The sequence below is a fragment of the Amycolatopsis ponsaeliensis genome (assembly GCF_030182635.1).
In the GTDB taxonomy this organism is placed as follows: domain Bacteria; phylum Actinomycetota; class Actinomycetes; order Mycobacteriales; family Pseudonocardiaceae; genus Amycolatopsis; species Amycolatopsis ponsaeliensis.
The window spans coordinates 149244-173492 of sequence record NZ_JAPZLD010000017.1; the positions used below are offsets into that span (position 1 = coordinate 149244).

A 24249-nucleotide genomic window follows, 5' to 3' on the forward strand; every position below is an offset into this window, starting at 1 on the left:
GCGCACATCTGCGGTACCCAAGCGCGGCCGAAGCGGGACGGCGCACAGTCTGCCGTGCCGAGCGCAGGGGGGACTGGCGGATGGAGATCCGGTTGCTGGGCCCGGTGGAAGTGGTCGCCGGGCGGACCCCGGTCCCGGCCGGACGGCGGCAGCTGCGGGTGGTGCTGGCGGTGCTGGCCGCGGCCGCGCCCCGGGCGGTGCCGGTGGCGCTGCTCATCGACCGCGTGTGGGGCGAGCACCCGCCGCTGCGGGCCCAGCAGGCCGTGTGGACCCGCGTCGCCGAACTCCGCAAGGTGCTGGCCGGCGCCGCCGGTGAGCCCGGGCCCCTGGTTTCGTGGCAGCCGGGCGGGTACACGCTGCGCGTGGATCCCGACCGGGTGGACCTCCACCGGTTCCGCCGGCTCGCCGCCGCCGCCCGGCGGCCCGGCCCCGAGCGCGTCACGCTGCTGGCCGCGGCCATGGACCTGTGGCGGGGCACGCCCCTGGCCGGCCTCGGCGGCGAATGGGCGGCGCGGCAACGGGACAGCTGGCAGCTGGAACGGCTGGACACGGCCGTCGCCTGGGCTCGTGAAGCGGTGTGTGTGGGTGCGCACACCGCCGTCATCCCGGTGTTGCGGGACCTCGTCGACGACCACCCGCACTCGGAACCGCTCGCGACCGAGCTCGTCCGGGCCCTGGCTGCCGACAACCGGATCGGGGAAGCGATCGCCGAGTGCCGGGCCGCCTGCGATCGCCTGCACCGAACGCTGGGCATCGGTCCCGGGCGTGAGCTGCGGACAGTGCGGCAAGCGCTGCTGAGCGGAGCACCGCTGGTGCCGCCGGCCGGGGCCGGGCCGCTGGTCCTGCCGGCCCAGCTCCCGGCGGACGTCGCGGGATTCGTGGGCCGTCGCGCCGAAATCGCCCGCCTGGACGGGCTGCCGGCCGCCGGGGGTGTGCTAGCGGTGTCCGGGACCGCGGGCGTGGGCAAGACCGCGCTGACGGTGCACTGGGCCCACCGGGTGCGCGAGCGGTTCCCGGACGGGCAGCTCTACCTCAACCTGCGCGGGTTCGACCGGGCCGGGCCGCCGAGGGATCCCGCGGAGGCGGCCCGGCTGCTTCTCGAGGGTCTCGGCGTGCCCGCCGATCGCGTGCCCGCCGACCTGGACGGCCGGGCCGCGCTCTACCGGAGCCTGCTCGCCGGCCGGCGGATGCTCGTCGTGCTCGACAACGCCCGGGACACCGCGCAGGTCCGGCCGTTGCTGCCGGGCACCCCGGGCTGCCTCGTCCTGGTTTCCGGCCGCACCACGCTGACCGGCCTGGTCGCCGTGCACGGTGCCCCGCTCCTAGTGCTGGACCTGCTGCCCCGCGACGAAGCACGGCAACTGCTGGACGCCCGCCTGGGCCGGGCGCGCACCGAGGCCGAGCCCGCGGCGGTCACCGAAATCATCACCGCCTGCGCGCGGCTGCCGCTGGCGCTGGCGATCGCGGCCGCCCGGGCCGTCGCCCGGCCGCGCCTGCGGCTCGGCGTCCTCGCCCAGGAGCTGCTCGACGCCCGCGGCCGACTGTCGGTCCTGTCCGGCGATGACCCGGGCACCGACCTCCGCACCGTGCTCTCCTGGTCCTACGCCGCGCTGAGTCCCGAGGCACGCCGGGTGTTCCGCTTGCTGGGCCCGGTTTCCGCGCCGGACCTCACCGTCGCGGCCGTGGCCGGCCTGGCCGGCGTCCCGGCCCGGCAGGTCGAGCCGGTGCTGGCCGAGCTGACGCGCGCCAACGTCCTCACGGAGCGCGTTCCCGGCCGCTTCGGCTGTCACGAGCTGCTGCGCGGTTACGCCGCGGCCGTCGGGTCCGAGGCGGGCGCCCCGGACCCGACGCGACGTTCCTAGGTGAGCGACTCCCAGCCGATCGTCTGCACCCGCACGCCCGGACAGGTCAGGCGGACGTTGTAGGTGCCCACCGCCGGCAGGGCCGCGCTGTTGATGCGCTGCCCGTTCGAGCAGATGATGTAGACCCGCATCGCGCCCGAGGTGACCTGGCAGGTGAAGTCGACGATCTGGAACGGCGTCCGGGAGAACCAGTTGCAGGTGAAGACGGCGGCGGTCGTGGTCTGCTGTCCGTCGGTGGCTCGCGGGGCGACGTTCCAGCTCCCGGTCATCGGCGCGGCGGCGGTGACCACCGCACCGGTGTTCGCGGGTGCCGCGGAAGCCACAGCCGGGGAGGCCACCCCGACGGCGACGAGCAGGACACCCATCGCGAGCAAAGCTTTCACGGCCCGCGTGGCGATGGAGCGGGACCCGATTGATCGGCGCATGCGTATCTCCTCCGTTGGTGGAGCGGAGTCCGGCGTTCGGGGACGCGGACGGTTGCCACGCTGAACCACGGGCTTGCGCATCGGGCTGACCGGATCCTTACCGGGCTGTGCCTCAGGCGGCGACGGGCCCGCGTGGAACCGAGGGCGCTTCTGCCACACCGATTCCCGGACCTGCGACTTGCCGCGCCGTGCCGCTCCCCCAAGCGGCCGGGTCGGAACCGAGGGCGCGATCCAGCAGTTCGCTCAGCTTCGGTGAGCCGGTGCCGCACGGCTGGGCTGAACGCCGGGCACGTCCCGGCGCTGCGCCGCCGTCGTCGCAACCGTCCAACGCAGACAGAAGGCGAGCGGCCGAAGTGGTGCTGCGCCCGGGTTTCCACGCTTCGTCCTCCATGGATGTTTCGAGGCCGGCCGCATCCTTTCAGGCCATCACGAAACGTCGGGAACGATCTTGACCACATCGATGTGCGGTGAGTGAATCACCTGCATCCTGATCATCGGGTCAGGAACAAGGTCCGGAGGACGACGTTATGAAGTTCAGCAGGGTGCTCGGAGCCGCCGCGGCGGGCGTGGCGCTGTCGACGGCCGTGGCCGCTCCGGCGAACGCCGGCGTGCTGACGACGATGGACTTCGCCGTGTTCGGCGGCGAGGTGCAGATGGTCGTCTTCGGCAGCGGATACCACGTGAGCTCGGTCGCCATCGCTTCCCAGGCCGGCAATTTCCAGGGACCGGCGCAGTACGAATTCACTTACTTCGCCACCACTTCGCCGACCAAGACGAGCACCATCATCTGCGGCGGCGGGGGCACCGGGGACGGCTGCTACAAGAAGTTCACCATCAACGCCACGTACTCCCACGGAACCGGGAGCCGGAGCTGTGGCTCGATCATCCGCGTCGACAGCAACAAGAACATGGGTACCGCCTGCAAGAACTGGTGAGCGCGGGACGGCCGCCGAGCCGGTCGCCGACGGTGTCGGCCGGCTCGGCGCACCTCGGACTCGCTCTCGGCGGCCGATGAAGGCCGGCGGTCACTCCCGGTCCGGCTCGCCCAGCTCGATCCGGCGTCCGGTCCGGGAGGACGCCAGCCCGGCCTCGGCCAGCCGGATGCCCCTCGCCCCGGCCAGGAAGTCGTACGGGTGCGGCTCGTCCGCCACGACATGCCGGACGAACTGCTCCCACTGCGCCTTGAAGCCGTTGCCGAACTCGGCGTTGTCGGGCACTTCCTGCCACTGCGACCGGTAGCCGCCGGCCTCGGGGAGGTCGGGGTTCCAGACGGGCTTCGGGGTCACCTCGCGCGGCTGGACGACGCACTTGTGCAGGCCGGCCACCGCGCTGCCGCGGGTGCCGTCGACCTGGAACTCGACCAGCTCGTCACGGTGCACCCGCACGCACCACGACGAGTTCAGCTGCGCGATCACCCCGCCGTCCAGCTCGAAGATCGCATAGGCGGCGTCGTCGGCCGTCGCGGCGTAGGGTTCGCCGGCTTCGTCCACCCGGGACGGGATGTGCGTCACGGCCTTCGCCGTCACCGCCCGGACCGCGCCGAACAGGTTCTCCAGCACGTAGTTCCAGTGGCAGAACATGTCCACGACGATGCCGCCGCCGTCCTCGGCCCGGTAGTTCCAGCTGGGCCGCTGCGCACTCTGCCAGTCGCCTTCGAAGACCCAGTAGCCGAACTCGCCGCGCACGGACAGGATCCGGCCGAAGAACCCGCTGTCCACCAGCCGCGCGAGCTTGCGCAGGCCGGGCAGGTAGAGCTTGTCGTGCACGACGCCGTTCTTCACGCCCGCCGCGGCCGCCCGGCGCGCGAGCGTCAACGCTCCTTCGACGGACTCCGCCAGGGGTTTCTCGGTGTAGATGTGCTTGCCCGCGTCGATCGCCCGCGTGATCGCCTTCTCGCGGACCGACGTCAGCTGCGCGTCGAAGTACACCGGGAAGTCGCTGTCGGCGAGCGCGGTGTCGAGGTCGGTCGTCCACCGCGTCAGGCCGTGCCGGCTCGCGATCTCGGCCAGCTTGTCGTCATCGCGGCCGACGAGCAGCGGCTCGAGCTGCACGCGGGAGCCGTCGGCGAGCGGGACGCCGCCCTGCTCGCGGATCGCCAGGACCGACCGCACCAGGTGCTGGCGGTAGCCCATCCGGCCGGTGACGCCGTTGAGCACGACGCCCAGGCGGTGTTTCGTCATCTTCACCTCACTGATCGGAATGCGCGTACCGGCCGAACCAAGCGGCGGCCGCGCGCAGGGGGACGTCGATGGCGGCGAGGTCCGGGTACCAGGCCTTCTCCCATTCCAGGGAGATCCAGCCCGACCACGACCGCAGGAGCTCGCCGCACTCGGACAGCGGGATCGCGCCCTCCCCCGGCGGGACCGGGGTCGGGTCTTCGCGGCTCACGGCGTCCTTGACCTGGAAGTAGCCGAGGTAGCGGCCCAGCACCTCGCGGGTGACGGCCGGTTCCTCCCCGGCCCGCCACGGGTGCACCGCGTCCCACAGCACCGCGACGAGGTCCGGGTCGCCGAACGGCTCGACGACCGCCAAGGCCGCGGCGCCGGTGGGCCGCGAGTCGTGGGTTTCGAGCAAGAGCCGGACCCCGGCGTCCCGGAGGTCGTCGAGCACCGCGCCGATCCGGGGCTGCGCCTCTCCGTCACCGCCCGGGAAGACGCGCACCGCCGGCGCGCCGATCCGGTGGGCCAGGTCGATCAGCGCGCGCAGCTCGTCGATCACCGGCTGGTCGGGCCCGGGACGGCAGACCTTCGCGTACCCGGCCAGGCACGCGACGGCCAGCCCTTGGTCTTCGAGGAGAGTGCGGAGGTCGTCGATGGCCGGTCCCGGAAGTCCTAAGTGGACCTCCTCGTCCGCGTGCACGCGCAGCTCCAGGCCTGCACACCCGTACGCCAGTGCCGTGTTCGCGGCCTCGCGCACCGGGACTCCCGGCATGCCGAGCGTGCTCACGGCGAACCGCCAGCTCATCGACGACCTCCCTCGCTCAGCCTCCTTTGTAAGCGCTTACAGTATTGCGTGTCAAGGGTTTCAGGTGCCGTCGATCAGCCGGACGGCGAGGTCCGGGCTGAACGTCCCGGCGGGCACCGTGGGCGCGATGCCGCACTGGCCGTCGGACACGCCCGGCGTCTTGACCCACAGGAGCATCTCCGCGCCACCGCCGGTCTGCGCGGTGACACCGAGCTTGCGCCCGGCCGGGTTGCACCAGTTCCCGTTGGAGCCGTTGGCGTTGCGGCTGGTGTCGATGACGAACTGCGCGCTGCCGCCCACGCCGGACTTCACGGAGTTGGCGTAGCTCACCGACTGGCTGGTGGTGTAGAAGTTCGACACGTTCACCGCGAAGCCCCTGGCGTTGGCCACCCCGGCGGCCTTCAACCGGCTCGCCATGGTCGCCGCCGCCACCCAGCCGGCGTTGCCGCCGTCGAGGTAGGCGTAGGTGTTCGGGGCCTTCTGCTGGAACATCTGGGTCGCGTAGTTCAGCATCGTGTTGCGGTCGGCGATCTGCGCGCCGCTCATGCAGTCGAAGTCGCCGAGCGCGTCCGGCTCGATGATCACGACGGCCGGGTGGGTCCCGACGCCGGCGGCGAAGCTCGAGACCCACGTCTTGTACGCGCCGAGGCTCCCGGCTCCCCCACCGGACTCGCCGCCGCACGCGTCGCGACCGGGGAGGTTGTAGGCGACCAGCACCGGCAGCTTGTCGTGGCTGTCGGCGGCACCGACGTAACTCGCCACCGACGTGCCGATGTTGCTGTCGTTGCCGAACCACTTCGCGATCGGCTTCGACGCGATGGAGGCGTTGATCTTCGCGGCTCGCGAGTCACTCGAGTGCGACGCCACCCATTGGGCGGGCGCCGAACCCGTGTTGACGTAGAAGCCACTGGTCAGGTCGATCGGGCTGGCGGCGTTCGCGGGCACCGCGGTGCCGACGAGCAAGAGCGCCGACACCGCGAGGACGCGGGCTGTCCACCGCATTGTGGACCTCCTTCTTTCCGAGGGGACTACTTACCAGCGGCGAAAGCCGCGACCCAGGCGAGCGACGAGTTCCAGTTGATCGCCGTCTCGTTGGTGGAGTAGGAGAAGATGTCGTCGATGTAGCACTTCGCGGGCGCGCAGCCCGGCAGGTTCTGCTGGGCGACGGGGTCCTGCAGCCCGCTGTTCGGGCCACCGGCCAGCGAACCCGGCGGCGGAGTCGGCAGCTTCGGGTCGAGCTGGTGGGCCCAGATCCGGCCGTGTTCGTTGGTGCTGGCCCGCTCGCCGTAGCCGGTGACGAACGACTGGTTCAGCCCGTTTCGGCCGAGCAGGTAGTCCATCGACTCGAGGACGGCGTCGCGGTAGCCCGGCCGGTGCGTCAGGTCGTACGCCGTCGCGATCACCAGGGCGTTGTTGGTGGTCGAGCTGGTCGAACCCCACGGGTAGGCCGCGTCCTTGAACGGGTTCGGGTAACCCTGCGAGTCGATGTTCCGGACGTACTGGTCGGCGACGCTCAGCACCCGCTGCCAGGCACCCACGACACGATCGAGGGGGAAGCGCCACGGCAGCCGGGCGATGGTGAGGTCGGTCAAGGCGCCGGTGTCGCGCCACGAGAACCCGTCGGCGGTGATCCGGCCGGTCATGGACTTCAGGTAGGTCCGGTCACCCGTCGTCGCGTACAGCTCGGTCGCCGCCCAGGAGAACTCGTCGGTGACGTCGGTGTCGGCATAGGCACCGCCGCCGACGCTGTCCTCGGCCGGGGCGTAGATCGCCGGGTGGGCGAGCGCGGCCTGCCACGCCGTCTTGGCCGCGGCCAGGCACTTCGCCGCGAACGCACGATCGTAGGGCTGCCAGACGCGAGCGCATTGGGCGGCCGCGGCGGCCAGGTTGAGCGTGGCTGCAGTGGACGGCGGGTGCAGGTAGCGCGGCTGCGCGTCGGCCTGGGGCTGGGTGGGCAGCGCGGTCCAGGCGAGGTCGTGGATCTTGTGGTGGGCCATGCCGGCGAGGGGCTGCCCGGCCGGGACCTGCATCTTGAGCAGGAACTCGACCTCCCAGCGCGACTCGTCGAGCACGTCGGGGACGCGGTTGCCCGCCTCGGGGACCTTCAGCAAGCCGTCCTTCAGGCCCGCCCAGTCGCCTGTGGACAGTGACCGCTCGTAGCTGTCCATGAGCTGCCACGCGGCCAGAGCGCCGTTGACGACGTACTTGCCCTGGTCGCCGGCGTCGTACCAGCCGCCGCTGACGTCGAGCGAGTAGTCGCAGGTGCCGGGCAGACAGGGCACGGACGTGTCACCCTTGTTGGGCGCGACACCGAGGTGGCCCGCGGGCCGGGCGTAGGCGTCCCCGACGTAGGCGGCGTCGATCGGGGTGCCGCTGCGGACGAGGTAGAAGTACTCCAGCGAGTCCGTGCGCAGGCCGTCGTACGGGTTGCGCGCGATGTCGAACGGCTCGCTGACGGCCGCGCCGACCGCGAGCGTGTAGCCGGTCCCCTCCTTGCGGTAGTCGCCGAAGTCCGCGATGTGCACGTGGTCGCCGGACGCGGCGTCGTTCCCCTGGACGCGGGTTTGTCCCTTCTTCACAACTTTGCCGGTGCTGTCGCGAAGTTGCCACGGGACTGGCCGGGTCGAAGCGTCCACGATGGACGCCTGCTTCGGCCCGGACACCGCGTACCCGAGCTGGTTGACCCGCACGGGTGAGCCGTAGTCCTTGCCGCCGCCCGGCGCGATGGCGCCGCCGGTGAGCGAGACGTCGTCGACGCAGAACGTGTACGCCTTGGTGGCGCCGCCGAACTGGAAGTTCACCTGGCCGCGCAGGGTGGACAGGCTGGAATTGCCGGTGAAGGTGAACGTCTTCGGGGCGCTCGTGACGGCGGCGGTCTTCGAGAACATCGTCGTGCTCGGCGCGACCGCGAGGCCGAGCCCGGCGCGGATCGTGACGTCGGCGGTGGCCGTCGCGGTGAACCGCAGCGTGTACGGCTGGCCCACTTCGAGGGGGATGTCGTTCTCGCCGAGCATCGAGTCCCACGGGTTGACGGTGCCGGCGGGGACGTCGGCGCACAGGCGGCCGGCGTCGATCCGGGATGGGGTGTTCCCGCTGCTCCACCAGGGGGCTTTGGTGGTGTCGAAGGTGCCGTTGAGCACGCGTTCGTACGGCGCGTCGGCGTGCGCGGCCGGGGCCAGCGACACGACGAGCACGACGGGCAGACAGGCCGCGAGCAGCCTGGGTCTTATGGACATACCGGTTCTCCTGGGGATCGAAACGGGGATCGAGGAGACCGGCACACCACAGCGTCAGTGCGGGATGGTGCGCCTCGGACGGCCGGTGTGTCAACCGTCTCGGGGTCTTGACAGCTGCCTCTTCACAACCGCGCCGACTCCGGGTTACAGTCCTGTAAGCGCTTCCAATTCTGGCGCAAGCCAGCCAGCGTCCCACCGGCACAGCCGCAGCGTCGCAGCAGGTGAAGGTGTTTTCACAAAGTCGTGATGTAGGCCGTTCGGGCTGTTAGCGGTTCCGGAATCGGCCTCGCAAGTGGAGGATTTCATGCCTGCCAGACTCAGGCGAACGCTGCTGGCCACCGCCATGGCCGCCACCCTCGCCGCCGCCGCGGCCTGCGGCGGGACGAGCGACGATCAGCAGAGCGCGTCCGGCCCCGTCACCCTCGTGGTGAAGACGTTCAGCCAGTTCGGCTACGACGCCCTGTACAAGCAGTACGAGGCGAGCCACCCCGGCGTGACGATCAAGGAAGAGAACATCGGGAAGCTGGGCGACTACACGCCCAAGCTGCAGCAGTGGATGACCGCGGGCTCCGGGGCCGGCGACGTCGTGGCGCTCGAAGAGGGCATCATCAGCCAGTACGTCGCGAAGCCGGACAAGTTCGTCAACCTCCTCGACAAGGGCGCGGACTCCCTCAAGCCGGACTACCTGGACTGGAAGTGGAACCAGGCGCTGACCTCGGACGGGAAGACGCTGATCGGGCTGGGCACCGACATCGGCGCCCAGGGCATGTGCTACCGCAAGGACCTGTTCCAGAAGGCCGGCCTGCCCACCGACCGCGACCAGGTCGGTGCCCTGTGGCCGACCTGGGACGCCTACCTGGCCACGGGAAGGCGCTTTCTCACCGCGAACACCGGCGCCAAGTTCTACGACTCCTCCAGCGGCATGTACCAGAACATCCTGATGCAGCAGGGTGATCACACCTACTACGACAAGGCCAACAACTTCGTCGCGGACAGCAACCCCGCCGTGCGCAGCGCCTACGACCAGACCGTCGGGATGATCCAGGGCGGACTGTCGGCCAACCTCGACCAATACAGCCCGCAGTGGAACGCCGGGTTCAAGAAGGGCACGTTCGCCACCATCGCGTGCCCGTCGTGGATGCTCGCGACCATCCAGAAGCAGGCCGGCCCGGAGAACGCCGACAAGTGGGACGTCGCCAAGGTGCCGGGCAATGGCGCGGTGCGCGGCGGCTCGTTCCTCGGCGTCCCGAAGCAGAGCAAGCACCAGGACCAGGCCGTCGAGCTGGTGAAGTTCCTGACCAGCGCGAAGGGCCAGATCGGCGCCTTCCAGGCGAAGGGGAACTTCCCGTCTTCTCCGCAGGCCATCGACGACCCGGTCGTCCAGGGGCTGACCAACGCCTACTTCGGCAACGCGCCGGTCGGGAAGATCTTCGGTGCCAGCGCGAAGGCCGTGAAGCCGGTGTACCTCGGCCCGGCGAACGTCGCCATCGGCGACCGGTTCACCAACGCGCTGCTCGCCGTCGAACAGGGCAAGCTCCAGCCCGCCGAGGCGTGGTCGAAAGCCATCGACGAAGCCAAGCGCCTGGTCAAGTAGGCCGCCGGGCGGGGCGCGCGCTCAGCCCGCGCGTCCCGCCCGGCCTCCATTAAGGACATCCAGTTGGTCACCCAGCAACGGCCCCGCGCCGCCGTGAAACCCCCGCCGCCACGCCCCCGGGAACGCGGCAGCCTGCTGTCCCGATGGGACCTCAAGGCCTCGCCGTACCTGTACATCGCCCCGTTCTTCGTCATTTTCATGGTCTTCGGCCTGTTCCCCCTGCTGTACACGGCGTGGGTCTCGCTGCACGACTGGGACCTCGGCGGGGACGGCGGGTTCATCGGCCTCGACAACTACGCCACCCTCTTCGGCGACCCGGACTTCTGGAACGCGGTCGTCAACACCGTCGGCATGCTGGTGCTGGCCACCGTCCCGCAGCTGCTGCTCGCGCTGGTCGTGGCCGCGCTGCTGAACCAGCAGCTGCGGGCCCGGCTGCTGCTGCGGATGGGCGTGCTGCTGCCGATCGTCACGTCGGTGGCCGCGGTCGGTATCGTGTTCAGCCAGATCTTCGACCGCGACGCGGGCATGGCCAACGGCCTGCTGCACCTGGTCGGCGTCTCCCCCATCGACTGGCGCGCCGACAAGTGGTCGTCCTGGGTCGCTATCTCGACCATGGTCGACTGGCGCTGGACCGGTTACAACTCGCTGATCTACCTGGCCGCGATGCAGTCGATCCCACGCGAGCTCTACGAAGCCGCCACAGTGGACGGTGCGTCGAAGATCCGGCAGTTCCGCAGCATCACGGTGCCGATGATCCGCCCGGCGATCGTGTTCACCGTCATCATGTCGACCATCGCCGGCATGCAGCTGTTCACCGAGCCGCTGATCTTCGGGCAGGGCACCTACGCCATCTCCGGCGGCTCGCTGCGCCAGTTCCAGACCGTGTCGATGTACATGTTCGAGAAGGCCTTCCGCGACGCCGACCTCGGCTACGGCTCGGCCATCGCGTGGATGATCTTCCTGCTCATCACCATCCTCGCGATCATCAACTTCCTCATCACCCGGAGGTCCTCGAAGTGATGCGGAAGACCTCACCCCTGGCCTACGTCACGCTGCTGGCCGGGATCGCGCTCTCGGCGTTCCCGCTGTACTGGCTGTTCGTGGTCGCCACCCGGACCAACGACATCGTCGGCGACTGGCCGCCACCGCTGCTGCCCGGCGGCAACCTCTTCGAAAACATCGGCCGGCTGTTCACCGCCGAAGACGCGAACTTCCTGCTGGGCATGGCGAACTCGGCGATCGCGTCGGTGGCCGTCACCGTCTCCGTCGTCTTCTTCAGCACCCTGGCCGGGTTCGCCTTCGCCAAGCTGCGCTTCCGCGGCCGCAACAGCCTGCTGGTGGTCATCCTCGGCACGATGATGATCCCGGTGCAGATGGGCATCATCCCGCTGTACATGATCATGGTCCAGCTGGGCTGGCAGAACCGGCTGCAGGCCGTCATCGTGCCGTTCCTCGTCTCCGCGTTCGGCGTGTTCATGATGCGGCAGTACGCCGAGCGCTCAGTGCCGGACGAGCTGATCGAGGCCGCGCGCATCGACGGCTGCTCGACGTTCCGGATCTACCTCACGGTCGTGCTGCCCGCCCTGCGGCCGGGCGCGTCAGTGCTCGCGCTGTTCACATTCATGAGCACCTGGAACGAGTTCCTCTGGCCGATCGCGGTGCTGGAGAACGACAACCCGACCGTGCAGTTCTCCCTGAACCAGCTGTCCACGAGCTACTACACCGACTACACGCTGATGTTCGCGGGCGCGCTCGTCGCCTGCGTCCCGCTGCTGCTGGTCTTCCTGGCCTTCGGCAAGCAGATCATCGGCGGCATCATGGAAGGAGCGGTCAAGGCGTGACCACGTTCGCACCCGGTTTTCTCTTCGGCGCCGCCACCTCGAGCTTTCAGATCGAGGGCGCGGTGGCCGAGGACGGGCGAGGACCGTCCATCTGGGACACCTTCGCCGCCACCCCGGGCAAGGTCGACAACGGTGACACCGGCGAAACCGCCGCCGACCACTACCACCGCTACCGCGACGACGTCGCGCTGATGAAGGACCTCGGGCTCGGCGCCTACCGGTTCTCCCTCGCCTGGCCGCGGATCCAGCCCGCCGGTTCCGGCGCGGTCGAACAGCGCGGCCTGGACTTCTACCGGCGACTTGTCGACACCCTGCTCGAGCACGGCATCCAGCCGTGGCCGACGCTCTACCACTGGGACCTCCCCCAGCCCCTGGAGGACGCCGGGGGCTGGCCGGAGCGCGACACCGCCCAGCGGTTCGCCGACTACGCGGCCGTCGTCCACGACGCGCTGGCCGACCGCGTCACGCACTGGACGACGGTGAACGAGCCGTGGTGCTCGGCGTTCCTCGGCTACGCCACCGGGCGGCACGCGCCCGGCCGACGGGAACCCGCGGCCGCCGTCCGCGCCGCGCACCACCTGCTGCTGGGCCACGGCCTGGCCGCGGCGGCCATGCCGGACAGCACCGTCGGGATCACGCTCAACCTGACGCACGTCTCGTCCGCGTCCCGCGCCGAGCCCGACCTCGACGCCGCCCGGCGGATCGACGGCATGCAGAACCGGCTGTTCCTCGACCCGGTGCTGCTCGGCGAATACCCCGGGGACGTCCGAGCCGACCTGGCCGGCGTCACGGCGTTCGACCACGTCCGGCCCGGTGACCTCAAGACGATCGCCGCACCGCTGGACTTCCTGGGGATCAACTACTACTCCCCGATGCTCGTCGCCGGCGGTGGCGCGCCCCGGCCGTCGGCGTACGTCGGCTCCGATCGGGTCACGCAGGTCGACGGCGGCCGCCCCCGGACGTCGATCGGCTGGGAGATCGACGACAACGGCCTGGCGCTGCTGCTGGCCCGGCTGAAGCGGGAGTACCCGGCCCTTCCGCTCTACATCACGGAAAACGGCGCGGCCTTCGACGAACCGGTGCACGACAACGCGCGGATCGCCTACCTGAAGGGCCACCTGCGTGCCTGCGCGGCCGCGATCGCGCAGGGCGTGCCGCTCAAGGGCTACTTCGCCTGGTCGCTGCTCGACAACTTCGAGTGGTCCTACGGGTACGCGCAGCGGTTCGGCCTGGTGCACGTCGACTACGCGACCCAGGAGCGCACCCTCAAGGACAGCGCCCGCTGGTACGCCGGCGTCATCGCCCGGCAGGGCCTGTGAGCGCTTACAGCCTTGTTAAGCTGACCGTCCGATCGATCCGGGGGAGGCGAGCACGATGAGCAACCGGCCGTCGACGCTCGAGGAAGTGGCACGCCTGGCCGGGGTGTCCACCGGCACCGTGTCGCGGGTGATCAACAACGCCCCGCACGTCAGCAAGAAGTCACGCGAAGCGGTGCAACGCGCGATCGAAGAGCTCGGGTACGTGCCGAACACCGCCGCGCGCTCGCTGGCCACCGCCCGCCGCGGCGCGGTCGTGCTCGCCATCTCCAGCGACGACCCGGCGCTGTTCGCCAACCAGTTCTTCGCCGAGGTGATCGCCGGGGTCAACGCCGTCATCGAGGAGACCGACCTGCAGCTGATGCTGGTGCTCGCGGCGTCCGAACGCGGCCGTTCGCGGCTGACGCGGATCCTGCAGTCGCGCGCCGCGGACGGCGTCATGCTGCTGGCGCTGAGGGAGAACGACCCGCTGTCGAAGATCGCCGACGAGGGCCAGGTGCCGGTCGTGCACGGTGGGCGTTCGCTGGACCGCACGCCCCAGTACTACGTCGACGCCGACAACCGCGGCGGCGCGCGGCAGGCCGTCGAGTACCTGATTTCCCTGGGCCGGCAACGGATCGCGACGATCACCGGCCAGACCGACCAGCACGCCGGCGTCAACCGGTACCTCGGGTACCGGGAAGCACTGGCGCTCGCCGCGCTGCCCGACCACCGCGTCACCCACGGCGACTTCAGCGAGGCCAGCGGCGTCGAAGGGATGGCGCGGCTGCTCGACGAGCACCCGGACCTGGACTCGGTGTTCGTCGCGTCGGACGCGATGGCGGCCGGCGCGCTGAAGACCCTGCGCTCGCGGGGGCTCTCGGTGCCCGGGGATGTCGCGGTCGTCGGGTTCAACGACATCGTCACCGCGCAGCACACCCATCCGGCGTTGACGACGGTCCGCCAGCCGATCGAGGCGCTCGGCCGCGAAATGACCCGCATGCTGGTGCGGCTGATCGACGGCGAGCAGCCGACGTCGCTGATCCTGCCGACCGACCTGGTGGTCCGCGAGTCCGCCTGAGGCGCTCATCCGGCCGTCACCTCGAGGGGGTCGAAGCCGATCCGGACGGTGAAGCCGTCCGGCCAGCGGATCTCCGTGCCGTCGGCGGTGACCTCCGCTCCCCCGGCGCCGAGCACCGCGTGGGCGACGAAGACCGCCGTGCCCTCGGCGGGGCCGGTGAGCCGGGCCAAGGCCACCCACGGTGCGTACGCGGTGCCGTGCGGCGCGCGGACCTCGTCCTGCCCGGTCCAGCCGGTGAGGGGTTCCAGCACCGAGTCCGCGGCCCAGCCGGTCTGCTCCGCGGCCGCTCCCGGCGGGGCGCCGAGCACGCGGTGGACGCGCACCTCGTCGCGCCCGCGCACCACGGTGACGCTTTCGACGCGCAAGCCGGGTACCGCCGCGGTCTTGAAGATCGGCCGGTGCCAGGAGGCGGCCCAGCCCCAGCCGTCACCCTGGCCCGCGCCGAGCGGGGTGATCCGGCGGCGGACGCTGCGCACGCCCCCGATGACGACGGCGAAGTGGTTGTCCGCGGCGTTGTCCCTCGCCGTCGGACCGGTGTGCGTCGAGTAGGCGAAGCGGCCGTAATGCGGGTCGTCACCATCCGCCGCCTCGGCTTCGTGCGGACGCAGGTGGTCGCTTCCGTGGTTGTGCAGCCGGACGACGCCGTCCACCTTCTGCAGCAGGAAGCCCGGTGCGGGTTCCGCGCGGATGGTGTCCGCGTCGTCCGGCTCCTCTGTGGACGTCCACAGTGGATGATCTTCCGGCGCGAGCAGGCAGGCGAACGCCTTCGACGCCCAGTACGGCGACCCCGGTCCCGAGTAGAACTGCGTGGTCGGTGCGTGCGGGCCGTGCCAGCCGAGGCTCAGGATGCCGTTGTCGTCGAGCGCGCCGCGGTCGAGGAAGTACTTGAGCGAGCCGCTGAGCAGCCGCCGGGACAGGCCCGGCCGCAGCGGGGTGTCACCGGTGACCGCGCCGAGCCCGATCGCCGACACGGCCGCGAACCGGTAGGTCAGCGACCGTCCGAAGTGGACGGGTGCACCATCGGTGCCGAACCACAGGCGCAGGCTCTGCAGGTGCTCGCGCAGCCGGTCGCCGTGGTGCGTCGGCTTCCCGGCCAGGTGGGCGTCCAGGACCGGGTAGAGGTGCAGGGCCCAGCCGTTGTAGTAGTCGAACGCGCGGCCGTCGCCGTCGGCGTACCAGCCGTCGCCGCGGTACCAGCCTTCCAGGAGTTCCAGTGCGCGGTCGCGGGCCCGCGCGGTTTCGGCGTCACCGCGGCCGACGTCGTCGAGGAAACCGGCGACGGTGAACGGGAACAGGTACCAGTTGTTCGGCGCCGGGACGTGCCTCAAAGCGCCACGCAACCAAGCTTCGACACGGTCCTGGGTGTTCGAATCCAGGCGATCCCAGAGCCAGGGGCGGGTCAGGCGGAGCCCGAGTGCGACGGACGCGGACTCGACCATGGGCTGCCCGGCGACGTCGTGGCCGAGGATCACCGGCCACGACTCGGCGTCGTCGCGGCCGGGGGTGCGGGTGCCCGCGTCGAGGCCTTCGGCGTAGCGCTCCAGCCAGTTGCGGGGGTCGCCGCCCCCGGCCACGCGGAAGCCGGCGGCGAGGAAGGTGCGGGCGAAGCCTTCGAGGCCGTCCGAGCGCACGCCGTTGGCCGAGGCGGGTCCGGGCAGGTCGAGCCGCGCTTTGCCCGGGCTCGCCCAGCGCCACGCGGCGTCGAGGAGCCCGTCCGCGGCGGCGACCCAGTGCTCCCGGGTGTAACCCGTGCACGGGCTCAGCTCGCGGTCGTCCGGGGGCAGCTTCACGCGATCAGCCCCATCCGGTCGCGGAGCACCGGGTGGGCGAACCCGTCCCCGGCGGCCCAGCGGGTGACCTCGGCGACGGCCAGCTCCGCCAGCCGCCCCCATTCATTGCCCTGCGACCCCGCCAGGTGCGGGGTGATCAGGACGTTCTCGTCCGTCCACAGCGGATGCCCGGCCGGCAGGACCTCGGGCTCGGTGACGTCGAGGACCGCGCGGATCCGCCCGGCCGCGGTGGCCTCGGCCAGGGCGTCCTGGTCGAGCACGGCGCCGCGGGCGGTGTTGATCAGCACGGCGTCCGCGCGCATCGACCCGATCAGCTCCCGGCTCACGAGCCCGCGGGTTTCGGGCAGCAGCGGCGTGTGGACACTGACGACGTCACTGCGTTCGAACAGCTCGGCCAGGCCCACCCGCTCGGCACCCTCCACCTCGGTCACATACGGATCATGCACCAGTATCCGCAGGTCGTGGGGCCGCAGCAGCTCGATCACCCGCCGGCCGATCATCGACGCGGAGAGGATGCCGACCGTCCGCCGGTAGTTGCCGACGTCCCGCGGCACGGCGAGCCAGTCGTCGCGGGTGCGGTCCACGCGGTAGCCGCGGGCCCGTTCGAGCACGCGTTTACCCGACAGCAGGATCATGGCGAGGGCGTACTCGGCGACCGGCACCGCGTTGGCCGCGGCCGCCGACGTCACCTCGATGCCGCGGTCCCAGCACGCCTCGGTGACGTGCGCGCGGACCGACCCGGCGGTGTGCACGATCGCGCGCAGCTTCGGTGCGGCGGCGAGCGCGGCGGCGTCCAGCGGCGGGCACCCCCAGCCGGTGACCAGCAGCTCGACATCGCGGAGCGGGTCGCCGGCGAAGTCGTCGATCACCCCTTCGGCGAGGTCGCAGACTTCCCGGAGCGCGTGCAGTGCCTTTTCGTCGAGGACCGCGGCGGCGGCGCGCGGCGCCATCGCGAGGGCGACGCGGATCACTTGACGGCTCCCGCGGTGAGCCCGGATCGCCAGAACCGTTGCAGCAGGACGAAAGCGAGCAGGAGCGGGAGGATCGCCAGCAGCGACCCCATGATGACGACCGGGTAGTACTCGGGGGACACCGTGGCCGAGCTGTTCCAGCTGTAGAGGCCGAGGCTGACCGGGTACAGCTTCTGGTCCGAGAGCATCACCATCGGCAGGAAGAAGTTGTTCCAGATCGCGGTGAGCTGGAACAGGAACACGGTGACCACGCCGGGCCCGAGCATCCTGAAGGCGACGCGGACGTACGTCTTGAGCTCGCCGGCGCCGTCGATGCGCGCGGCCTCCAGAACCTCGTCGGGCACGTACCCCTGGCTGAACACCCGGCCGAGGTAGACGCCGAAGGGGTTGAACAGCACCGGAACGAACACCGCCCAGGGGGTGTCGACGAGCCCGGTGCCCGAGGCCATCAGGTACAGCGGCAGGGCCAGCACGGTCTGCGGCACCATCACCGCCGCGAGCACCAGCCCGAAGAGCTTTTCCTTGTGCCGGAAGTGGTACTTGTCGAAGGCGTACCCGCAGGCGATGCTGATCAACGAGCTGACCGCCCCGCCGGCGACGGCGTAGAGGAGGCTGTTGGCGTACCAGCGGCTGTAGATCCCCTTGTCCATCGCGAAGAGGTCTTTGAGGTTGTCCAGCGGGGAAAATCCGCGCCAGGACAGGAGATCACTGCCGAAGAGCGCGTCGCCGTTCTTGGCCGCGGCGAGCACGAGCCAGAGAACGGGCAGGACCGTGTACAGCACGGAGATCCCGACGACGGCGTTGACGGCGGTGCGGCTGAGCAGCTTCACCGGTTCGCCTCCCGGGTGCGGTTGGTCCAGCGCGTCACGCCGTAGGACAGCGCGATCGTGCAGGCGAGGAGGATCACGGACGCGGCGGCGGCGAGGCCGTAGTTGTTGCGGGTGAAGGCGGCGTCGTAGATGTACATGCTGGGCGAGAACCGCGCGGTGATCATCGGCGTCGACTGCGACAGCAGCATCGGCTCGGTGAACAGCTGCAGCGACCAGATGAGCGTGAAGAGCAGGACCATCACGACGGACGAGCGGATCAGCGGCGTCTTGATCCGCAGCGCGGTCCGGACGGGCCCGGCCCCGTCGACGACGGCGGCCTCGAGCACTTCCCGCGGCACGGCCTGCAGAGCGGCGTAGAAGATGACGACGTTGTAGCCGAGGTTGCTCCACAGGGCGATGTTGACGATCGCCGGGATGACGGTGTGGATCCCCAGGAAGTCGACGGTGATCCCGGCTTCGCCGAGCACTTCGACGACCGGGCTGAGGCCGGGGGTGTAGAGGTAGAGCCAGATGATCGCGGCGATGATCCCGGGCACGGCGTGCGGCAGGAAGAGCCCGAGCCTGGCGACGGACTTGAGCCGCGCGGCGGCGGAGTCGAGCAGCAGGGCCAGCCCGAGGGAGGCGACGACGAGGAGTGGAAGGTAGAGGAGGCAGTAGAGGGCGATGACGCCGAGTCCACTGAGGAAGGTGGGATCGGTGAGGACGGCGAGATAGCTGCGAAGGCCGACGAAGACGGTGTGTTCCGGACCGAAGCCGAGCCCGGGTTCGTCGGCGCCGAAGAAGCTCAGCCAGACGGCGGTACCGACGGGGACCAGGAAGACGGCGACGAGGAGGACGAAGAAGGGCGCCATGAGAACGGCGCAGGCACCGCGGTGGCGGTTGCGGGAGCGCGGAGCAACGGTCTTGGCCGGCGGGTTCACGGGACGGGTCAGGGTGGCGGTCATCGGTGACCTCCTCTCAGGATCGGCACTCGGGCGGACGATGGCGCGGCAAGAGGTGGGCTTCCGCGCTCGTGCAAGCGATGGGGCAGGGCGCCCGAGCACGGCAAAGCCGCGGCAAGGGACGGGCTCCCGCGCTCGGGCGACCGAAGGAGCCGGGCGGCCAGGCGCGGATTGCCCGGCGCCGGGCGGCGGAACAGCTTTGTCATCAGCGATCCCCCCTCAGCCGGTGTGCTCGGTCGTCGCCAGGCCGAGGGCGTTCAGGTCCGGCATCGTGGCCTTCTGGGCGTCGTGGACCGCGTCCAGCAACGTCCCCTGCCCCGCACCCGCCCTCGCGAAGCCGTCCTGCAGCACTCGCTGGGTCGCCGTCATCCGGGGGCCCCATGTCCAGCCGTCGCGGATGACGTGGGCTTGCTCATCGAACAGGCGGTAGATGTCCTGGCCGCCGTAGTACGCCCGGTCGAACGCGCGCCGCCCGATCTCGACCAGCGCCGGCGCCGCCGGGTACTGACTGCTCGTGCCGCTGGACAGGCGGGCCCGCAGCGCGTCCGGGTGCGTCACCTGCCACTCGATGAACTCCATCGCCGCTTCCGGCTCGGCGCTGTCCTTCGTGATCGCGAAGGTCGAACCGCCGTGCGTGCCGACCGCCGGCCGCGCGGGGTCCCACTGCGGCAGCGGCGCGATCCCCCACCGGCCCTTCTGCCCGGGCCGCGCCTTCATCTGCGCGCCCGCGTCCCAAGCCCCGCTCAGCCGGGCGAAGACCAGGCCCTGCCCGATCTGCGCGTCGTTCTGCCGGCTCAGCGAAGCGTTGGCGAACACCAGGTCGTCGTCGAGCAAGCCCTGCCAGAACCCCGCGACGCGGCGGGTCGCGCTGTCGGCGAGCGAGACGTTCCACGCGCCTTGCGCGGTGTCGAACCAGCGCGCCCCGGCCTGCCACGCGAACGCGGCGAACTGCATGCCGCCGTCCGTCGGGAACAGCGCGAGACGGCGGCGAGCGTCCCGGACCTTGCGGGCGGCCCCGGCGAATTCGTCCCACGTGCGCGGGACTTCCGCGAGCAGATCCCGGCGGTAGTGCAGCACCATCGGCTCGACGTCGAGCGGCACGGTGAACACCCGCCCGGCGAACGTCGCGAGCCGCCAAGCCTGCGGCAGCAGCTTCGCCCGCAGCCGGTCGGTGACCAGATCGGTGAGATCCCGGGCGACACCGTCGATCGCGAAACCGGGCACCTGGGGGTATTCGATCGTCGCGACGTCGGGCGCGTTGCCGGCGCGGGCCGCGTTGCTCAGCTTCGCGTACCCGCCCTGGTCACCCGAAGGGATCTGCTGGTAGTCCACGCGGATGCGGCTCTGCGTGCGGTTGAACGCGTCGACCACCTGCTGGCTCCCGCGCAGCGCCGACCAGAACGTGACGCGGGCGGGGCCACTCCGCGCGGCGGGTGCGCACGCGGCCGCCAGGGGCAGGGCCAAGCTCGCGGCCAGCACGGACCGGCGGCTTGCGGGCATCGTCGCCTCCTGCGATCGGGGATGCCCACAGTCTGATCAGCTGAACGAATTTCGGTCAATATCCAGCGCCAACACGGTCAAACGCTCAGGCGTGTGGTCGACCCCCGGACCTTCAACTCCGGCAGCACCGTCACCCGGCGCGGCGGCCCGGTATCGGCGCCGAGCCGCTCGATCACCAGCCGGGCGGCGAGCCGTCCCACCTCGGCCTTCGCCGGAGCCACCGCCGTCAGCGGCGGGTTGCCGAGCGCCGCGACGACGTCGTCGTAGGCCACGACCGAGCAGTCCCGCGGCACCGAAAGCCCGGCCTCGGCCAGCTGCTGCACCAGCATCAACGCGTCGACGTCGCCGTGCAGGAGCAGCCCGGTCGCCGCGCGCGAACGCACGACCTCGGGCAGCGAAGGCCCCTCCGCACCGGCGGCCGGATCGGCACCCGCCCCCGGCGCGCTGAGCACGACGGCGTGGTCGTCCACCTCCGGGCGCGCGGCACAGGCGTCGGCGAAAGCGGCACGCAGAGCCCGGGCCGTCGGGCTGTCGTCGCGCGCGGCGAGCACCAGCCGGCGGTGCCCGAGCGCGACCAGGTGCTGCACCGCGAGATGGACGCCGTACCAGTGGTCCGTGCACACCGAATCGCGCGCGTGCAGCGCACTGCCCGGCCGGGGCCGCCGTTCCACCAGCACCACGGGCACGCCGACCCCGGCCAGCCAGCGGTCGTCGGCTTCCTCGGCCGCGACCGTCCGCCACCGCGGCGCGATCAGCAGCCCCCGGACGTCCTCGTCGGCCAGCACCCGCTCGACGATCGGCTGTTCCGCCCCGGCGACCTGCGGCGCTGGGTGCAGCACGATCCGCGTCCCGGCCTCCTCGAACGCGGCGCGGGCACCGTGCACGACCTCGTTGAGGTAGGCGTGCCGCTCGGGCACCACGAGCGCGACGACTCCCCCGCCCGGCTCCCGCGCCGGCGACGCCGTCCGCAGGGGAACCAGCGACCGCGCGACCCCGTGCCCCCGCCGGAGCCGCCCGGCCCGGGCCAGGTCCTCGACGTCCCGCCGCGCGGTGATCACCGAGACCTCCAGCTCGCCGGCGAGCTCGGTGACCCGGACCTCGCCCCGCGCTTCGACCACGGCCAGCACCCGCTGCCGCCGATCCGCACCCGACTCCCGCATCGCCCCACCTTGCTCGTTTGACCGTTCCGGTCGAGCATATCGATCAGCCGAGGTGCGTGCACCGAGACCGCGACAGGAACCGACGACCCCTATCGCGTCTCCGTGGTCCGCACCGTCACGTTCGACGAACCGGCCACCGACCGCCGCAACGTGGGCTCACCGGGGCCGACCCAGATGTCGAGCACGACCGTCGAAGCACTAGCGTGCTCGGCCTGACATCCCCATTTTTGGGGATCTGTCCCCCAGAACACCCACAAAGCGCCCGCTTACAATAGGGGCGAGCGGAGCCGGCCACCCCAGGCCGTCCGGTCTGGGAGGATCACCGGATGACGATGTCGCTGTCGGCCGAACTGTGGCCGGATGTGCAGCCCGAGACCGCACGGCGGCTGATGCTGGCCGGGGTGGAAGCCTTTGCCAAGCGGGGCTATCACGCCACCACCACGCGGGACATCGCCGGTGCCGCCGGAATGAGTCCCGCCGCTCTCTACGTGCATTTTCCGTCCAAGGCCGCGCTGCTCTTCGCCATCAGCCGGTACGGCCACGAGCAGACGCTGGCCCTCGTCGAGAACGTCGTCGCGAAGGAGTCCGATCCGGTCGAACGGATCCGGCTCATCGTCGAGGACTTCGTCGCCTGGCACGCGCGGCGCCACACCGTCGCCCGGGTCGTGCAGTACGAGCTGCAGGCCCTGCCCGAGCAGGAGTTCGAGGTCGTCGCCGAGCTGCGACGCCGGATCGAGCGGATCGTCCGCGAGGTCATCGCGGACGGCGTCGAAGCCGGGGTGTTCACGGTGTCCGACGCCCACACCTCGGCCCGCGCGGTGCTCTCCCTGGGCGTCGACGTCGCCCGCTGGTACACCGAGCGCGCCCGCCAGACGCCGACCGCGCTCGGCAAGGAGTACGGCGGGCTCGTGCTGCGGATGCTCGGCGCTTCTCAGCCTGAGACGCCGGTCACAGACTAAGCGGTCGCTTTGAAGACACCCGCATCAGGACGCCGGTGCCGGATCATCCTCGTGACGGCCCTGGGCGTCGCCCTCTTGGTCGCGTGCACCACGATCTTCCCCGTGCTGATCGTTCGCGGTGAACTCAGCACCGGGCAACTCGCGGCCCTGTCGCCATCGGACTACGTGAAGGCCGTCAACGACGCTCGCGTATCGCTACTGCAGGGAATCGCCGGGGCGGTGCTGCTGGCGGGCGCGTACGGCACGTGGCGCCAGCTGGCGCACAACGTCCAGGACAGCCGCGAGCGGCGGGAACTCGACCGGCAGGGCCAGATCACCGAACGGTTCGGGCAGGCGGTCGAACTCCTTGGGAGCGAGACGGTTTCCGCTCGGTTGGGCGGCGTCTACGCACTCGACCGGGTCGCCTCGGAATCGGCGCGCGACCGGGAAGCGATCGTCCACGTTCTCGCCGCGTACGTGCGGGTGCGGTCACCTTGGCCGCCCCCTGACGGGTCCGATCACCCGGCGGACCAGCCGATCGAACGCACGCCGCCACTGCGCGTCCGCGCCATGGACGTCCAGGCCGCACTGTCGGTCCTGGGCCGGTGGGGTCCGACCGACGACGGTGACCGGCCTTGGCCGACGGCCGATCTGAGCAGCGCGGACCTGCGGCTGGCGAACCTCGAGAACGCCCATCTCTGGCGGGTCCGGCTGCGGGGAACGAACCTCGCCCAGGCCAACCTCCGCGGTGCCGACCTTCGCGGCGTGGATCTCAAGGAGACCGACCTCGACGAGGCGGACTTCGAAGGCGCCGTCTCCGACGAGACCACCTGGTGGCCCGCGGGTTTCACCCCCGATTCCTGATCACCCGGCTGCCGCGGCGTAACGGCGGGCCAGCTGCGCGAAAGCGTCCCTCAGCTCCGCCGGTCCGACGACCTCGACATCCGCGTCGAACCGGCCGATCGACGCCGCCAGGCCCACCCACGACCACGCCCCCAGCACGAGCCGGCAGCGGTCCGGCCCCAGCTCCTCCACCACGCCGTCACCGGCATACGTCGACACGACACTCGCCGGCAGGTCCAGGATCACCTCGCCGCGGCACTCGTCCTTGCCCGAAAACCGGTCCGCCACGAACGCCGCCACGTCTCCGCCCGGCAGCTCCCGGGGTGTGAACCGGGGGCCGTTCGGGACGCGCGGCGTCATCCGGTCGACGCGGAACGTGCGCCAGTCCGCGCGGTCGAGGTCCCACGCCACCAGGTACCAGCGCCCGCCGCGCGTCACCAGGTGGTGTGGCTCCGCCCGGCGCGGCACGTCCGACGACGCGTAGCCGAACCGCAGCACCTCACGCGCGTGGACCGCCGCGCTCAGCGTTGCCAGCACCGAGGGATCCACCGGCGGCCCCGCCGGGGAAACCGCCGTGACGTGCAGCGCGTCGACGCGGTGGCGCAGCCGGGACGGCATCACCTGCCGGACCGTCGTCAGGGCCCGCGCCGCCGCCTCCTCGATGCCGCCGCCGGTGACCGTCCGCAGCGCCACCGCCAGGGCGACCGCCTGCTCGTCGTCGAACAGCAGCGGCGGCAGGTCCGCGCCCGCGCCGAGGCGGTAGCCGCCGTCCGGGCCCTTGGCCGTCGCGATCGGGTAGCCGAGCTCCCGCAGGCGGTCGACATCGCGGCGGACCGTGCGCGCGCTCACCTCCAGGCGCTCGGCCAGCAGCGCCCCCGGCCAGTCGCGACGCGCCTGCAGGAGCGAAAGCAGAGCGAGCAGTCGCGCGGAAGTTTTCGGCATCACCCGATCATGCCCGAAGTAGCGGACACACCCTGT

At 71.1% G+C, this 24249-nt stretch carries 21 protein-coding genes; 9 read left to right on the forward strand and 12 right to left on the reverse strand.

Annotated elements, in window-relative coordinates; translation table 11 throughout:
• Positions 1-80: 80 nt before the first annotated feature.
• Positions 81-1862: an AfsR/SARP family transcriptional regulator gene (locus QQ657_RS25430; RefSeq protein WP_284744747.1), complete on the forward strand. Its 1782-nt coding sequence runs from the start codon at positions 81-83 to the stop codon at positions 1860-1862.
• Here QQ657_RS25430 and QQ657_RS25435 read toward each other — a convergent pair.
• On the reverse strand, positions 1859-2287 hold the full coding sequence (locus QQ657_RS25435) for a hypothetical protein (RefSeq protein WP_284744748.1): 429 nt from the start codon (positions 2285-2287) through the stop codon (positions 1859-1861). The two genes, QQ657_RS25430 and QQ657_RS25435, sit on opposite strands and share 4 nt — an antisense overlap.
• Positions 2288-2814: 527 nt before the next feature.
• Between QQ657_RS25435 and QQ657_RS25440 the strand changes: the two genes are divergently transcribed.
• Positions 2815-3222: a hypothetical protein gene (locus tag QQ657_RS25440; RefSeq protein WP_284744749.1), complete on the forward strand. Its 408-nt coding sequence runs from the start codon at positions 2815-2817 to the stop codon at positions 3220-3222.
• A gap of 90 nt (positions 3223-3312) precedes the next feature.
• Here the strand turns inward: QQ657_RS25440 and QQ657_RS25445 are convergent, their stop codons facing one another.
• Genes QQ657_RS25445 through QQ657_RS25460 form a run of 4 tightly spaced genes read right to left on the reverse strand, consistent with a single transcriptional unit; the run spans position 3313 to position 8487 of the window.
• Complete coding sequence (locus QQ657_RS25445; protein ID WP_284744750.1) at positions 3313-4467, reverse strand: Gfo/Idh/MocA family protein; 1155 nt, start codon at positions 4465-4467, stop codon at positions 3313-3315.
• Positions 4468-4474: 7 nt separating this feature from the next.
• Entirely contained in the window at positions 4475-5251 is a 777-nt protein-coding gene (locus tag QQ657_RS25450) for a sugar phosphate isomerase/epimerase family protein (RefSeq protein ID WP_284744751.1), read from the reverse strand.
• Between the two features lie 60 nt (positions 5252-5311).
• Positions 5312-6253 (reverse strand): glycoside hydrolase family 6 protein, encoded by a 942-nt coding sequence (locus QQ657_RS25455; RefSeq protein WP_284744752.1) that lies wholly within the window; start codon positions 6251-6253, stop codon positions 5312-5314.
• Between the two features lie 26 nt (positions 6254-6279).
• The gene (locus QQ657_RS25460) at positions 6280-8487 is read right to left on the reverse strand and encodes a glycoside hydrolase family 9 protein (RefSeq protein ID WP_284744753.1); all 2208 of its coding nucleotides are present in this window, start codon (positions 8485-8487) and stop codon (positions 6280-6282) included.
• 304 nt (positions 8488-8791) lie between these two features.
• Here QQ657_RS25460 and QQ657_RS25465 point away from each other — a divergent pair, with 304 nt between their 5' ends.
• The 5 genes from QQ657_RS25465 (at position 8792) to QQ657_RS25485 (ending at position 14298) form a co-directional block, all read left to right on the forward strand.
• Complete coding sequence (locus tag QQ657_RS25465; RefSeq protein ID WP_284744754.1) at positions 8792-10081, forward strand: ABC transporter substrate-binding protein; 1290 nt, start codon at positions 8792-8794, stop codon at positions 10079-10081.
• A gap of 63 nt (positions 10082-10144) precedes the next feature.
• Positions 10145-11101: a carbohydrate ABC transporter permease gene (locus tag QQ657_RS25470; protein ID WP_284744755.1), complete on the forward strand. Its 957-nt coding sequence runs from the start codon at positions 10145-10147 to the stop codon at positions 11099-11101.
• Positions 11101-11922: a carbohydrate ABC transporter permease gene (locus QQ657_RS25475; RefSeq protein WP_284744756.1), complete on the forward strand. Its 822-nt coding sequence runs from the start codon at positions 11101-11103 to the stop codon at positions 11920-11922. The genes QQ657_RS25470 and QQ657_RS25475 overlap by 1 nt, the downstream gene beginning before the upstream one ends.
• The gene (locus QQ657_RS25480; RefSeq protein ID WP_284744757.1) at positions 11919-13241 is read left to right on the forward strand and encodes a GH1 family beta-glucosidase; all 1323 of its coding nucleotides are present in this window, start codon (positions 11919-11921) and stop codon (positions 13239-13241) included. The genes QQ657_RS25475 and QQ657_RS25480 overlap by 4 nt, the downstream gene beginning before the upstream one ends.
• A 55-nt stretch (positions 13242-13296) precedes the next feature.
• Entirely contained in the window at positions 13297-14298 is a 1002-nt protein-coding gene (locus QQ657_RS25485; protein WP_284744758.1) for a LacI family DNA-binding transcriptional regulator, read from the forward strand.
• A 5-nt stretch (positions 14299-14303) separates the two neighbouring features.
• Here the strand turns inward: QQ657_RS25485 and QQ657_RS25490 are convergent, their stop codons facing one another.
• The 6 genes from QQ657_RS25490 to QQ657_RS25515 all read right to left on the reverse strand — a co-directional run bounded on the left by QQ657_RS25490 (position 14304) and on the right by QQ657_RS25515 (position 21490).
• Positions 14304-16088, reverse strand: a complete 1785-nt coding sequence (locus QQ657_RS25490) for a DUF2264 domain-containing protein (protein ID WP_284744759.1) — start codon at positions 16086-16088, stop codon at positions 14304-14306.
• Complete coding sequence (locus QQ657_RS25495) at positions 16085-17059, reverse strand: hydroxyacid dehydrogenase (protein ID WP_284744760.1); 975 nt, start codon at positions 17057-17059, stop codon at positions 16085-16087. The genes QQ657_RS25490 and QQ657_RS25495 overlap by 4 nt, the downstream gene beginning before the upstream one ends.
• Positions 17056-17889: a carbohydrate ABC transporter permease gene (locus QQ657_RS25500; protein WP_284744761.1), complete on the reverse strand. Its 834-nt coding sequence runs from the start codon at positions 17887-17889 to the stop codon at positions 17056-17058. Before QQ657_RS25500 ends, QQ657_RS25495 begins: the two co-directional genes overlap by 4 nt.
• Positions 17886-18833 carry a carbohydrate ABC transporter permease gene (locus QQ657_RS25505; protein ID WP_284744762.1) on the reverse strand — a complete coding sequence of 316 codons (948 nt, stop codon included), beginning with the start codon at positions 18831-18833 and terminating at the stop codon, positions 17886-17888. The genes QQ657_RS25500 and QQ657_RS25505 overlap by 4 nt, the downstream gene beginning before the upstream one ends.
• 216 nt (positions 18834-19049) lie before the next feature.
• Positions 19050-20330, reverse strand: a complete 1281-nt coding sequence (locus QQ657_RS25510) for an ABC transporter substrate-binding protein (protein WP_284744763.1) — start codon at positions 20328-20330, stop codon at positions 19050-19052.
• Positions 20331-20407: 77 nt separating this feature from the next.
• The gene (locus QQ657_RS25515) at positions 20408-21490 is read right to left on the reverse strand and encodes a substrate-binding domain-containing protein (protein ID WP_284744764.1); all 1083 of its coding nucleotides are present in this window, start codon (positions 21488-21490) and stop codon (positions 20408-20410) included.
• A gap of 326 nt (positions 21491-21816) precedes the next feature.
• Here QQ657_RS25515 and QQ657_RS25520 point away from each other — a divergent pair, with 326 nt between their 5' ends.
• On the forward strand, positions 21817-22449 hold the full coding sequence (locus QQ657_RS25520) for a TetR/AcrR family transcriptional regulator (protein ID WP_284744765.1): 633 nt from the start codon (positions 21817-21819) through the stop codon (positions 22447-22449).
• 51 nt (positions 22450-22500) lie between these two features.
• On the forward strand, positions 22501-23292 hold the full coding sequence (locus tag QQ657_RS25525; protein ID WP_284744766.1) for a pentapeptide repeat-containing protein: 792 nt from the start codon (positions 22501-22503) through the stop codon (positions 23290-23292).
• Here the strand turns inward: QQ657_RS25525 and QQ657_RS25530 are convergent, their stop codons facing one another.
• The gene (locus QQ657_RS25530) at positions 23293-24213 is read right to left on the reverse strand and encodes a helix-turn-helix transcriptional regulator (protein WP_284744767.1); all 921 of its coding nucleotides are present in this window, start codon (positions 24211-24213) and stop codon (positions 23293-23295) included.
• Positions 24214-24249 lie beyond the last annotated feature (36 nt).

What these genes read in the sequence shown, in the direction of transcription:
- QQ657_RS25430 (WP_284744747.1), top strand. Translation starts at nt 81, where the DNA reads ATGGAGATCCGGTTGCTGGGCCCGGTGGAAGTGGTCGCCGGGCGGACC.
- QQ657_RS25435 (WP_284744748.1), bottom strand. Translation starts at nt 2,287, where the DNA reads ATGCGCCGATCAATCGGGTCCCGCTCCATCGCCACGCGGGCCGTGAAA.
- QQ657_RS25440 (WP_284744749.1), top strand. Translation starts at nt 2,815, where the DNA reads ATGAAGTTCAGCAGGGTGCTCGGAGCCGCCGCGGCGGGCGTGGCGCTG.
- QQ657_RS25445 (WP_284744750.1), bottom strand. Translation starts at nt 4,467, where the DNA reads ATGACGAAACACCGCCTGGGCGTCGTGCTCAACGGCGTCACCGGCCGG.
- QQ657_RS25450 (WP_284744751.1), bottom strand. Translation starts at nt 5,251, where the DNA reads ATGAGCTGGCGGTTCGCCGTGAGCACGCTCGGCATGCCGGGAGTCCCG.
- QQ657_RS25455 (WP_284744752.1), bottom strand. Translation starts at nt 6,253, where the DNA reads ATGCGGTGGACAGCCCGCGTCCTCGCGGTGTCGGCGCTCTTGCTCGTC.
- QQ657_RS25460 (WP_284744753.1), bottom strand. Translation starts at nt 8,487, where the DNA reads ATGTCCATAAGACCCAGGCTGCTCGCGGCCTGTCTGCCCGTCGTGCTC.
- QQ657_RS25465 (WP_284744754.1), top strand. Translation starts at nt 8,792, where the DNA reads ATGCCTGCCAGACTCAGGCGAACGCTGCTGGCCACCGCCATGGCCGCC.
- QQ657_RS25475 (WP_284744756.1), top strand. Translation starts at nt 11,101, where the DNA reads ATGCGGAAGACCTCACCCCTGGCCTACGTCACGCTGCTGGCCGGGATC.
- QQ657_RS25485 (WP_284744758.1), top strand. Translation starts at nt 13,297, where the DNA reads ATGAGCAACCGGCCGTCGACGCTCGAGGAAGTGGCACGCCTGGCCGGG.
- QQ657_RS25505 (WP_284744762.1), bottom strand. Translation starts at nt 18,833, where the DNA reads ATGACCGCCACCCTGACCCGTCCCGTGAACCCGCCGGCCAAGACCGTT.
- QQ657_RS25510 (WP_284744763.1), bottom strand. Translation starts at nt 20,330, where the DNA reads ATGCCCGCAAGCCGCCGGTCCGTGCTGGCCGCGAGCTTGGCCCTGCCC.
- QQ657_RS25515 (WP_284744764.1), bottom strand. Translation starts at nt 21,490, where the DNA reads ATGCGGGAGTCGGGTGCGGATCGGCGGCAGCGGGTGCTGGCCGTGGTC.
- QQ657_RS25520 (WP_284744765.1), top strand. Translation starts at nt 21,817, where the DNA reads ATGACGATGTCGCTGTCGGCCGAACTGTGGCCGGATGTGCAGCCCGAG.
- QQ657_RS25530 (WP_284744767.1), bottom strand. Translation starts at nt 24,213, where the DNA reads ATGCCGAAAACTTCCGCGCGACTGCTCGCTCTGCTTTCGCTCCTGCAG.